General features: G+C 35.5%; 8 protein-coding genes and 4 pseudogenes. 2 read left to right on the top strand and 10 right to left on the bottom strand.

Annotation, left to right across the window (positions count from 1 at the left end; all coding sequences use genetic code 11):
• Window positions 1–19 precede the first annotated feature (19 nt).
• The 3 genes and pseudogenes from NBW39_RS04080 to NBW39_RS04070 form a co-directional block, all read right to left on the bottom strand.
• On the bottom strand, window positions 20–886 hold the full coding sequence (locus NBW39_RS04080; RefSeq protein WP_250295701.1) for an IS982 family transposase: 867 nt from the start codon (window positions 884–886) through the stop codon (window positions 20–22).
• A 283-nt stretch (window positions 887–1169) separates the two neighbouring features.
• Window positions 1170–1959 (bottom strand): IS5 family transposase gene (locus NBW39_RS04075; protein ID WP_250294658.1). Its coding sequence is split into 2 segments (ribosomal slippage): window positions 1170–1697 and window positions 1699–1959, totalling 789 coding nucleotides; the frame shifts between segments, so codons are not numbered across the junction.
• A gap of 75 nt (window positions 1960–2034) precedes the next feature.
• Window positions 2035–3249, bottom strand: a pseudogene (locus tag NBW39_RS04070) (IS4 family transposase).
• A 437-nt stretch (window positions 3250–3686) separates the two neighbouring features.
• Here NBW39_RS04070 and NBW39_RS04065 point away from each other — a divergent pair.
• Window positions 3687–4371 (top strand): annotated as a pseudogene (locus tag NBW39_RS04065) (recombinase zinc ribbon domain-containing protein); the annotation flags it as partial.
• Window positions 4372–4415: 44 nt separating this feature from the next.
• Complete coding sequence (locus tag NBW39_RS04060) at window positions 4416–4787, top strand: hypothetical protein (RefSeq protein WP_250295700.1); 372 nt, start codon at window positions 4416–4418, stop codon at window positions 4785–4787.
• A 357-nt stretch (window positions 4788–5144) separates the two neighbouring features.
• On the opposite strand, the gene NBW39_RS04055 is transcribed toward NBW39_RS04060, so the two are convergent.
• The 7 genes and pseudogenes from NBW39_RS04055 to NBW39_RS04015 form a co-directional block, all read right to left on the bottom strand.
• Window positions 5145–6440 carry a TomO hydrophobic C-terminal domain-containing protein gene (locus NBW39_RS04055; protein WP_250295699.1) on the bottom strand — a complete coding sequence of 432 codons (1296 nt, stop codon included), beginning with the start codon at window positions 6438–6440 and terminating at the stop codon, window positions 5145–5147.
• 30 nt (window positions 6441–6470) lie between these two features.
• Window positions 6471–6722, bottom strand: coding sequence for a hypothetical protein (locus tag NBW39_RS04050; RefSeq protein WP_250295698.1), 252 nt, complete (start codon window positions 6720–6722; stop codon window positions 6471–6473).
• A gap of 702 nt (window positions 6723–7424) precedes the next feature.
• Entirely contained in the window at window positions 7425–8444 is a 1020-nt protein-coding gene (cydB, locus tag NBW39_RS04045) for a cytochrome d ubiquinol oxidase subunit II (protein WP_250295758.1), read from the bottom strand.
• Window positions 8437–9834, bottom strand: coding sequence for a cytochrome ubiquinol oxidase subunit I (locus tag NBW39_RS04040; RefSeq protein ID WP_250295697.1), 1398 nt, complete (start codon window positions 9832–9834; stop codon window positions 8437–8439). Before NBW39_RS04040 ends, cydB begins: the two co-directional genes overlap by 8 nt.
• A 146-nt stretch (window positions 9835–9980) precedes the next feature.
• A pseudogene (locus tag NBW39_RS09225) lies at window positions 9981–11126 on the bottom strand (IS3 family transposase).
• Between the two features lie 115 nt (window positions 11127–11241).
• Window positions 11242–11406 (bottom strand): annotated as a pseudogene (locus tag NBW39_RS04020) (helix-turn-helix domain-containing protein); the annotation flags it as partial.
• A 474-nt stretch (window positions 11407–11880) separates the two neighbouring features.
• Complete coding sequence (locus NBW39_RS04015; protein WP_250295695.1) at window positions 11881–12393, bottom strand: hypothetical protein; 513 nt, start codon at window positions 12391–12393, stop codon at window positions 11881–11883.
• Window positions 12394–12414: the final 21 nt, after the last annotated feature.

The raw sequence follows: 12414 nt of genomic DNA, 5'->3' as shown, positions 1-12414 counted from the left end.
AACCTCCATTTTTTTTATATCAATTTATTACTTTTTTTTCGGTTTGACACACTTTTTTGAACATTCCCGAAATGAGGGTAGAAAAAATATGTACCAAGAAATTTACTGTGGATCTATGCCGAGTGTGCTCAAGTTCAAATTTGTTTTTTAGGCAGCCAAAAACCGTTTCAACAATCGATCTTTTCCCTAGTAAAATCTTCTCTTTCAGCGAAATCAGTGCATTTTTCATACCTTTTTTCACTTTAGTGACGAGTTTTAGACCTCTATCGAATAGTTTCTCAAAGAGCTCTTTCTTTATATAGCCCTTATCTCCAAACAAAAGTCCAGTTAGTTTTTTGGTTAGAGTTGGTACAGGTTTTCTGTCATCGACGTTACCTCTGGTTAGCGTAACACCTTGAATTTCACCTATTTCATTGATTACTACATGTAATTTAAAACCAAAAAACCAGCCGTAAGTATTCTTTCCTAACTCTGCTAATCCTTTGAAAACCTTATTTCTTGAGATTCTTTTTCGATGGCATACTGCTATTGAAGTAGAATCTATGTAGGAAATCCCGGTCATTTTTGCTTGTTCACAAAACCATTGCAAAAGTAATGCTAAATACCACAAAACTCGCGGCTTTAAGGCAATAAATCTGTGATATGAAGGCAGCTTTGAAAACTCTGATCTATAGAATAACTGAAGATAACAAAGATAAAAAGCCTTGAAGTTTTTACATGGTGATTTATGGTATAATAGGATTATGGTTAGAATTTCTGAGTGCGCTATTTCTGGTACTCTGGTTGGTTTTTTGCCGTTTGATAAGAACCTATTTGCAAAATTATCATCTACCGCACGACAAAAATCCTCGACGCAACAGTACAGTTCTGTAATATCTTTCTTCATGGGTAACCTCTTATTATTACTAAAATACTCGAGTTTACCCTGTTTCCCTCTTCTTAGTTATACTTTTATCTATTTTCTAATCCATAACTGAGGTTGTTAGTGCAGTAAAAACATGCAAACAGAATAATGATCGGCAAAAGCATGAAGATTCGAGTAAAGTGAGTAGCAAACTTGATCAGTCATTAGTTAGTCAGGGTGGGGAACGCATCAGTAGGTGTGGGTAAAAAACCTAATGCGCTATTTTCGTATCCGTTCAGGCAATGGCGTCAACTTAAGAACCTGTTTAAAATCTTCGTAATAAGAGAGAAATGAAGGAGAGAACAACCATCTGTAAGCTAGTGTTGAGTTTCCGCTCGCAATTTTTCCACAAACGCCTACATTTTTCCAACCAAGCAAAAGAACGCTCAACAACCCATCTCTTTGGCAATACAACGAAAGAGTGTAATTCACTTCGCTTTATTACCTCAACAGTTGCACCAATAGTAGCTTTTATTTGAGTTGCAAAATTTTCTCCTGTATAGCCAGCATCAACCAGTATATTTTTAACTTCAGAGAGGTTTTCTTCAGCCTTTTCCACCATTTCCACAGCACTGCTACGATCAGTTACTTCTGCCGTTGTTATATGAATTGCATGTGGCAAGCCTTGCGTATCAACTGCAATATGACGCTTTATGCCTGAAATCTTTTTACCTGCATCATAGCCCTTTTTTTCAGCAGTATCTGTGTTTTTAACACTTTGTGCATCAATTATACAGAAACTGGTTTTCTCTTTCCGACCATTGCTGATACGAACCTCTCCAACTAATTTTTTTTAAGACTACTTCCAGCAAGCTTGGTTCTGCTCCATTCTTTTTATTCCACATTTGAAAATAGTAATACACGTTCTCCCACCTTGGAAAATCTTTTGGCAGCATTCTCCACTGGCAGGCGCTTTTTAGGATATATAGCACTGCACAAAATACATCATACAAATCAAGTTTCCTTGGTTTTGTTTTCTTTCTGCTACTCTCCAGTATTGGTCTGATTTTTTCAAATTGTTCTTGACTTATATCGCTTGGATAGCTTTTTTGCATAGATATACCTCTTTCTTAACTATGCCTACTTTACCTCATATTTTCGAGATCCTTAACAGGTTCTAAGAGCATACATTAGCAAACTCTCCTAAAGACATGATGGCGTTTGGGCTTATCTACTTTATTGCGGCTATACAATCTTCCCGGTCGGATCTTAACTTTGGCGCGTATACTTAAAAAGGGCTTGAAAATCTTTTGGCGCAACGAGCACTTGATAAAGTTTCTGTCTCATCACACCAAATAAAACTGAAAAATTTAAACGGTACTCGGCAATTTGATCTGGGTTCCAAGGCCCTTGTGCATCACACATATGAAGCGATAATATATTGCACATGACCAAGTTTGCCCAAAATTCTTGTAATACAGCCTCTAAATTTACCCCAGAAAAATTCTCTAACTCTGCTCCTACTTTGAGTCGTTTGTAGCACTCTTCTATGTGCCACCTTAATACATAAGCTTTACTGATATCTTCCAAAGTAAATTTTTCTCGATCAAAAAGTGAAGTAACTAATACCTCTGTTTCTCCGTTAGCTAATGTCAGCTCTTACTTTCTGTCCTTTCATTTTATTTTTTAGCTTTTCATTTTCTAATATAAAATCAAAATCTGATTCGCCAGATGCAATTCGTTCCCATAGCTTGCTATAATTTCTTTTTTGCAAGCGAAAAATAAAATCTACTTCCAAATCATCATGCTGCTGAATGAATTTTACTGAAGGATAACCACGATCATAGATAAATAATAATTTCTTTTGATTTAATGAACGCATTTGAGTGATAACTTCGGGTAATTGCTCTTCCGCCAACGTTTGTTCCCAAGCCGCAAGGCGAGCACTGCAAATCAGTGAAGTACATAAATCAACAAACAAAGAAACTCTTGCCAATGGTGGCATTGTGCCTGTTGTTCCATTTGGTTTAAAGCGGCCAAACTCGGATACAATTTCCTCAGAGCTGGGTAATCTCATACCAGAACCATCTGCTGCAATAAGTCTATAGCCTCTCCAGCTCAGATTCATCTTGATAGGCTGTTTGGATGCTTAAATTCTTTAAAACCTGTATTTATACCTTGCTTTAGAAAAAGCTTGCTTTGAGGGTACATGTCAATGGCTCCATAAGTTCACATTCTATTCCCAAACTTTTTTTAACTAACTTTAAAATCATAGAAAATACTGTCGTAAAAGGGAGTTTTCTTGTTCGCGTGAAACTGTTCTTTCCAACACAATGGATTCTCTGAAAAGCTTTCGAGTATATTATATTTTTAATTTGTAGAATAAAATTTTTTCCTTTTTGCATGTTTTACCTAAAAAGGACACATTTTAGACTTCTTTGTTGAAATAAAACAGCAACAAAAGTGCTATTTATTGCAGCTTTTGGGTAATTTAATGGTAAAAATTTTAGAGAGAATTTTTATACACTATCACCGATATTTTTCCTTAAGTTGACGCCATTGTCCGTTCAGGATAGCGGCAAGACCATAGAGTAAAAGTGAGTTTACAACAAATGGTGTCATCCCAGTGCTTGACACTGGGATCCAGCTTTCTTTACAAATTCACCAAAAGTGCTTCATTTTATAACGCAAAACCCATATTCACCAAACCCAATGCATTACTTGCAATTAAGTTTCCTGGATCCCAGTGGGCTTTGTTGCATCGCACCTTATACTGGTAATAATTTACGATAAATTCATGTAGCCATTTCGCATACCAATGTCAGTGAATTTATTGAGCAAAAAATATGAAGAGGCGCTACTAAAGGGAATAATAAAGTGCAAGAGCTGTAATGCAAATATGACGCTGACGTACGCAAAAAAAGAGAATAAAAGGTATCGATACTACGTATGCAATAATCATTTAAGAGGAAAAGGTTGCGAATCAATAAACCGAACAATAGTCGCCGGAGAAGTGGAAAAAGAAGTAATGAAGAAAGCTAAACAGTTGTATGAAAATTGGGAAGAAAAAGAGGCAAAAAAAGAAAAATGGGAAAATTTAAGCCCTGGAAAACAGAAAGAAGTAGTGAAAAAATTAATAAAGGGAGTAATGGTAAAAGAAAATGGAATAGAGGTACATTCTGAGTCAGAGAAGACATTTGTAGCAATGAATTTAAAGAAGAAAGGAAATAAATGCACAGTAGTAGAACCAGAAGGTAAAACAAACAATGCGCTACTGAAAGCAGTGGTGAGAGCCCATCTGTGGAAACGGCAGCTAGAAGAAGGAAAATATAGAAATGTGAAAGAGCTGAGCGTTAAAATTAATATAGGTACAAGACGTATACAACAAATTTTAAGATTTAGCTCCAAAAATTAAGGAAGACATAGTAAATGGGAGACAACCAAGTAATTTGCGGTTAGTTGATTTAAGGGAAATACCGATGCTGTGGAGTGAGCAATTTGAAAAGTTTTACAAGTTAGCGTCTTAAATTACACACATTAAATACAACAAATTTTAATAGAGAAAAACATTATGAAAAAGATAGGGAAAGCTATTACTAAAAAATTCAAAAATTGGAAGACCACTATTTCCAAAGAAACTGCGACACAAGAACCAAAAATTTCTAGCAGAGAAGAAGCCAACAAACCTTTAGAAATAACTATAGAGCAGCAGCCCACTGTTGTAACAGCAAAAACTACTATAGCTAAAGATGAAAATAGTAAGGAAATATGTAAATATAGTGTAACAAATAAAGGTACTACTCACGCAATTGATAAAGCTACAGAAACTGACACCAAATTATGTAATATAAATAGTGAAGATCTTCAACCGTTGATAGAGCTGACAGCCCATCTTCCGCTGAACCATGTTTTGATGCTACAGACAAAAAAGACAAACCGTTAACGCAACAAAGGCAAGCAATTCTGGCTGGTGTTGTTGGTGCAGTGTTGTTGGTAAATTGTGTTGCATATGAAAATGCCTGTAGTAGCAGCGGTTGTGGGAATAGTTGGATTAATGTGTATAGGTTTTGCGCTGTATAATATCATAAATCCCAACACAAAGCTCGAAAAAGTAGAAAGTGTCGAGCAACCTATTCAGTCTTCTTTGAATCTAACATAAAAGACTATGTCCAAAAAACCATAAGCATCAAGAAAGTTTTTAAATAAGATAACTTTTTAGAAGAATCTCTAAATTATTAACACAACATTTATCTTGTACCCCTGCTGCTCCTCCTTACCTTGAGCTTATGGTTCTAAGTCCTTAAATGCACTTATCAGCTACAGTTTTGGCACTGATATTTTCAAGTGAATTTGAAGGACCACTACAACAGTATATGATTGCAGCAGCAACAAGACAACAAGCTCCAACTGCTATCCCCACTGCTAGCATTTCCAAGTAAACTGCAATAGCTACTCCTGAAACAATTCCAGCTATTGCTAGTGTAAAAGCAGCTATAACAGGCAGCTTATTCTTTTGCGAGCTCTTTGGAGTAATACTAGACTGCTGACTATTGTCCTGAATATCACCATATTCTGGTTGGCTGCTAAATCCAGAGCTACCCAAACCATTTGTTGTATCTACTGAAGGCTTTATTTGCTGTTGCTTAACATTATTAGGCACTGTTTCTGATTTGCCAGTGGTGTCTTTTTTAATAGTTGGCACTTTAATGTCTGAATCCACTACTTTATTTGGCCAAAGTAGTTTATTAACTTCTCGATTAAATAACTTCACATTATCTGGATTGTCAATGAAAAACGACCTTATTTTTTCTACCTTTTGTTTTTCTGCCTGAGGGATTTCTTTAACAATAGGACCTTCCCACGTGAAAAGCATGGGTGACATAAGCACATAAAAATAAGATTCATTCGCAGTTAAGTTACACATGAGATGAGCTGTCCTATAATCAGCCCCTTTCAACTTCACCTGACTTTTACTATAGTCTATGGTTATTTCTTCTGAAAAAGACTTACGTAATTGATTAAGCTCTTCTCTAGGCAAAAAACCATCAAGGCTAACTGGATCACAATTTGAAACTGGATTAGATAGATAATTTTCAACTACTTCATGGTTAGAGTATAACATTCTAGCTATTTCAGATGCTATAGGCCCGCATGAATAGCCATCTTTTTGAATTTCGGTATTCGAAACGCGTAAGGTGTAACCTTCATTTTTTAGATCAGGTTTTCCTGTTGCACCCATAGGATTTATGAATAATATTTTCTTCTCCTTCTGGAAAAGATAGAGAACAGTAAAATGGCATCCACTGTTACGAATGTAGATTATACTTTTATCACAGCAACCATAACTTTTCATCTTTTCATTCATCTTTTTAAGTTCATCGGACAAGTCTGGAGTATCTGAAATAAGCATTATTGGCTTATTAGGTGACTTTTCTCCTAATAGAGGATACAAAGATCCATAAAATTGGGTCTGATCATACCAATGACTCTCAAGGCCAGAGTAAAACGTACGACAAGTTTTCCTAATTGAGTCCTCTGAGGCAGACTGTAGTAAATTGAGTATTTCGTTTTTTTTCTCATTTGAGCTTTCTGGCATATTTGCTTTTTAATTCGTTAAGATAAGAAATTAATTATTACATATATTTATAAATAAATCAAGCATATCATAATTAACCTTACCCAGTAGCAGCATAATGTAAAGGTGTCTCTCCTCTATCGCTATATTAAGTGTGCAAGCAATCCATGTACATACTACGCCATGAAATGACAGCTTACTATCCATCAAAAGACAAGAATCAAGTGAAAAAAGATGTTTTTTTATAAGCTCATACTGATCATCCCTCTCCTCTTTCTCTAGCTTTTTTGGTAATCCTTCCAATGTTTCATTTATTTCTGGATTTATTTTCGTATTAGAAACCTACTCAGATTCAAAAATATTTCCAACCACCATACTTCCCCCCAATCTATAAAGATATTATGTATAATACATAGCACGAATAAAAACTAATGCAAGAATAAATTTTCTAACTTTAGTGTTTTTTTAGAGAGCTGTGTTTTCTCTCCTTCTATACCCACCTTTCCTCAAATAGTTCACATGTTTACACAATGCTGTTTACTTCGTCCTTAAGAATGTTTCCACCTTTACGGATTCCATTCAAATTCTTGAGCAGCAAACCTTTTCCTTATACAAAGCCTCAAGCAGAGTGGAGCCAAAACCCACCATAATACTTGATACTTTCTATTTTTCTTCAACTTTACAGCACTTTTCCTTGCATATGGGTTTTTCCACCATACTGGCTGCTATCGGATAATTCATACCTGCTAGATTAAGTCTAGATTACTACATTTAATATTTAAAATAGCCCTTCTTCCTAATGCTACTTCTCCTTAACTTGACTGCGTATGGAACAGTTAGGTACGAAAAGAAACACAGAAAATATGTTATTTACAAAAATTAACTATCAATTTTATCGGGTAAGTTAATATCGATACTGCTAATAAACCGCCAACCCATAAAACAATAAACCAGAACAACTGCTTGATTTGAGGGTAACGTTTTAACCATAAGATCACTAACTCCTTAATATGTGTCATAATTTGATTTTCCACGAAAGACATAATAGCAATAACCAGTATAAGTTAAAATGATTGGTAAAAGCGGTATTATAACAATGAGCATTAAAGATAAACTTGGTCCAGAAGCAGCTGCATCCAGAATGGTATATTGAAAAGGTATAATCCATGGGTAGATACTAATTCCTAAACCTAAATATCCCATAAAAAAAATAGCAATACTGAGAAAGAATGGACGGTACTCCCGTTTAGCATTCTGGAGATCAAACCACAGCATGAAAAATAGCCAAGATGTGAGTAATGGAATAGAAAATAGATAATAAAAATTTGGCATACTAAACCAAAAGTTTTTAATACGTTCATTTAAAAATGGTGTTATTATACTCACTAGTCCCATGAAAATACCTACAAAACCAAGCGTATAAGAAGCAACCTTACGTGCCCACTCTTGTGTTATATTTTCTGTCTTCATTATGAGCCATGTAGAACCTAAAAGTGCATATCCAAATATTACAGCAATGCCTGTCATTACACTAAAAGCACTTGCCCAATCAAATTGGCCACCAGAAAAGTTGCGTCCGTTTACTTCTACACCATGTATAAATGCACCTAAAATCATGCCTTGGCAAAATGCAGCACCAAGTGACCCAAAATGAAAGGCATAATCCCATAATTGCTTGTATTTTCCTTCTGCCTTAAAACGAAACTCAAAGGATACTCCGCGCACTATAAGGCCAAGCAGCATAATAATGATTGGAATATAAAAAGCAGGCATTAATATTGAATATGCAAGAGGAAAAGCAGCAAACAACCCTCCACCACCTAGTACCAACCATGTTTCGTTTCCATCCCAAAATGGTGCAATTGAATTTATCATGTGATCACGACATTTATCTGAAGGTGCAAAAGGAAGTAAAATACCAACACCTAAATCAAATCCATCCATTAAAACATACAGTAAAACAGCTATGGCAATTAGTAATCCCCAGATTAGGGGTAAATTAATTAAGGAAGAAAAATCAAACATGATCGTTGCCCTTTCCAGATTCAATCACTGAAGCTCCAATACCGTGTTTATAAAATTGCTCTTCTTCTTTAATGACAGGAATTCCTTTGTATATAAGTTTCAGGATATAGTAACTGCCTGCTCCAAATATAAGGGTGTACATAACGATAAATGCAATCAAAGACCATGCAACCTGAGGACCGGTAATCGCAGGTGAAAATGATTCAATTGTGCGGATAATTCCATATACAGTGTAAGGTTGACGGCCAATTTCAGTAGTAAACCAACCTGCAAGTAATGCTATGAACCCAGACGGCATCATTAACATCCACCATCCATGCAAGAAACAACTTTGGAATAACTTGCCACGAAAGTATTGTATAACACTAACTAATCCAATTATAATCATTAAAATTCCGATTCCAACCATTACACGGAAGGACCAAAATACCCATACTACAGGCGGTCTATCTTCTTTTTTCCATTCCTTTAATCCTTTTACTTCTCCTAAAAAATCATGTGTTAAGATCAAGCTGGCAAGATTAGGAATTTTTATTTCGTAATGATTAATTTCATTTTGCTGATCCGGATAAGCAAACAAAAGTAAGCTAGCCCCTTTTTCGGTTTCCCATATACCTTCCATTGCAGCAATCTTAGCAGGTTGATGCTTTAGAGTATTTAATCCATGCTTATCCCCCACAAACAACTGAAATGGTGCAGCTAAAGCTACCATAATGGTTGCCATACCAAGCATAATTCTTGCTTGAGGAGCATGTCGCGTTTTCCAAAGATAAAACGCCCCTACACCGCCCACCACGAACGCTGTTGTAAGATAGGCTGCTGTTACCATATGAATAAAGCGATAAGGGAAAGAAGGATTAAAAATAATCTCTAACCAATTGGTTGGATATAAGAGACCGTTCTCACCAATTGAGAATCCAGCGGGTGTTTGCATCCAACTGTTGGCTGCAATAATCCAAAAAGCTGAAATAAGCGTTCCTACTGCAACAATACAAGTAGAAGCAAAGTGCATACGAGGACTTACTCTATTCCATCCAAATAGCATAATACTCAAAAAAGATGCCTCCAGAAAAAAGGCTGTTAAAACCTCAAAGGAAAATAGAGGGCCGAGAACATTGGCTATGCGGTCAGAAAAAATCGACCAATTGGTACCAAGTTGATATGACATTACAACTCCAGATACCACTCCCATGCCAAAAGCAACGGCAAAAATCTTGATCCAGAATTTATAAACATCAAGGAAACGTGTATCACCAGTCTTAAGCCAACACCATTCCAAAAAGGCTAAAAAACTTGCAAGCCCGATCGTGAAAGCGGGAAATATAATGTGAAAGCCTATTGTGAAGGCAAACTGAATTCGAGCTAGCAACAGAGGATCAAACTCAAACATTTTACTTATACCCGTTTATATTATAAAAGTAGCCAAATTTATCTATAGGTCAAGCTATTTATTTTTCATAAAGCATTTTAGCAAAAACTCCATACCAATTAGTGACCTTGCCCAGAAAAAGTAGAGAGAAAGTTAAGACGTTTTTGTCATGAAAATGATGCATCAAATTGTTCAGGGATGCAATAGTTAATAGTAGAATGACGTCGTTGTTTATTATAAAAAATTTCAATGTATTCAAATATGACAGTTCTAGCTTGTTGAGCAGAGTGTTGTGAAGGATCAATAAGTAGCTCTCTTTTGAGTGAGCTGAAAAAGCTTTCTGCAGGTGAGTTATCATAACAACAACCCTTATGACTCATGCTAGAGATAATATTTTTTTTATTTAATAAGAATTGGTAATTTTTAGAAGTATATTGTGACCCTTGATCACTATGAAACAGTAGATCTTTGGAGGGTTTGCGTTTATTAACAGCCATAAATAAAGCATCTATAATTAATTGTTTATCCATTGAACTACTCATTAACTACCATACGTGAATATAAGTCAATTATTGCTGCCAAATATAGCCAGCCTTCTTTGGTTTTTATATAAGTAATATCAGTTACCCATACCTTATTGGGCTGGTCCGTAGTAAAATTTTGATCCAGGATATTTGGAGCTATAATCCTACTGTCTGTTTGCTGTTTTTTAGTTTTGAATCTTCTTCTAAGCTTAGCTTGAATGCCATTTTTTTGCATTACATCTTGCACTGTTTTGATGTTATAATTTTTGCCTAAAGCTTTTAGTTCAGCATGGATTTTAGGAGCTCCGTACCTGCATTGTGATGCTTGATATATTTTTTGAATATCTGCTAGAAGCTCCTCTCTTGCTAATTCTTTATTACTTTTCTCCTGAGCAACCCATTTATAATAACCACAAGCAGATACATTTAAAAACCTACATAACTCCTGTATTTTATAGCTGCTTCTATGCTCTTTTATAAAAGAATATTTTACTCTTTTTGGCTGGCAAAATATCCCAGGGCTTTTTTTAAAATGTCTCTTTCCCTAGTTATTCTTGCTAACTCTTTCTTCAAGTCAAACCTTTCTTTGTCATAAGGAGCTAACTTTCCTTTGCCTGGAAATGCATCTACTCCGGACATTTTTTCATTATATTTTCTTACCCATCTGCTTAATAAATCTCCACTCATACCTAAATCTCTTGCTATTTTTGCTGACGGTTGACCTGTTTCTCTTACTAGTTTTATTGCTTCCAATTTAAACTCTATTGTATATTCCCTTCTGTTTCCCATATTACACCTCTTTGAAAAAACGTTCTATTTTACTTCAAAAACGTCTTAACTTCCTCTCTACTTTTTCTGGGTAAGGTCAATACTCTATTTGCATATAATGGCTTGCTTTTCGCTCTTCTCCTCCTGTTTCATACAGTTCTTTGAAGCGGTAAAATGTATCCCTTGAATATCCCATTACCTTACACGCCTGTGATACATTTCCTAATTGCTTTGCAAGTTCTAGCAATCCCAACTTTGGTTTTAGTATTTTTTCTTGTGTTGCCTGACACTCCTTTAAAATTTGTTCATATTTTTATCTTACTTTGTTTGCCTGTCAGATCAAGTCTAAACTATTACACAATTATAGGGGCTACTTGCATGACACCCTGACAATCGTCATCCCGCTACATGTTAGCGGCTGAGATACCGCGGCGGTATGACGGTTAAGTAGGCCAGTGTCCCTATGATGTCATCCCAGTGCCCAGACACTGGGATCCAGGATTTTGATTAGCACTAAGTTGGTGAGCATATAAAGTGTTATGTTAAAATATAACGTTTTTACGGAAAGTCTAGATCCCAGTGTCAAGCACTGGGATGACACCATTCTTTTTTCTGGATCCCAGTGTCTGGGCACTGGAATGACACCCCCCTGATAGGCTCAAATCATAATGTTTGTACAGTTGTGGGTTTAGGCTACCTATAAATTCTAAACTGTTGTTACGCACCAAATACATCCCCAGGAGTAGGTGTTAGTTTAGCTATATCAGAAAACAGGTTATGTGGAAATCTTAAAATATTTCTTGCTTGTCAAGCAAAATAAATACACCCCTACAAACAAGCAGATGCTCAATACTGATGCATAAGAAAACTTAAAAATTAAGTCTCTAGTATATATTGATAGGCATTTATCTGCAGAAAATTTGTATAGTAATCCAACACATACAACGGCACTATCAATCACTGATGCCATAATTAAAGTAATGAAATTTGCCATATGAAAATTCAACTTGGACCTTGATTTTTCAAAAATAATTATGCTTGAGAGAAGAGACACTAAAATTGCAGTATATGAAATCAATATCATCAAACTAAAACTTTGCAATTTAAAAACACAACATAGCGCTGTACACACTATTAAGCTGTACGTAGCTTTGCTTTTGCCATAAAATTCAACCATTGAATTTACAACTAAAGCAGCTCCTATAAATAAAGCAGCACATATCATCAATTTATTTGAAGTGTTGAGTAAAGAAAGACTGATAAACAGGAGTATCGATAAAATAGACATAACTACCTACCAAAATTTAAT

Source organism: Wolbachia endosymbiont of Oedothorax gibbosus (assembly GCF_936270435.1).
GTDB lineage: Bacteria > Pseudomonadota > Alphaproteobacteria > Rickettsiales > Anaplasmataceae > Wolbachia.
Note: the sequence above shows the minus strand (reverse complement) of the source record. Positions and strands in the feature narration are given on the sequence as shown.

Bases quoted from the DNA above. Each gene is read 5' to 3' on its own strand.
- NBW39_RS04055 (WP_250295699.1), bottom strand. From the start codon at position 6,440: ATGCCAGAAAGCTCAAATGAGAAAAAAAACGAAATACTCAATTTACTA.
- NBW39_RS04080 (WP_250295701.1), bottom strand. From the start codon at position 886: ATGAAGAAAGATATTACAGAACTGTACTGTTGCGTCGAGGATTTTTGT.
- NBW39_RS04040 (WP_250295697.1), bottom strand. From the start codon at position 9,834: ATGTTTGAGTTTGATCCTCTGTTGCTAGCTCGAATTCAGTTTGCCTTC.
- NBW39_RS04060 (WP_250295700.1), top strand. From the start codon at position 4,416: ATGAAAAAGATAGGGAAAGCTATTACTAAAAAATTCAAAAATTGGAAG.
- cydB (WP_250295758.1), bottom strand. From the start codon at position 8,444: ATGTTTGATTTTTCTTCCTTAATTAATTTACCCCTAATCTGGGGATTA.
- NBW39_RS04015 (WP_250295695.1), bottom strand. From the start codon at position 12,393: ATGTCTATTTTATCGATACTCCTGTTTATCAGTCTTTCTTTACTCAAC.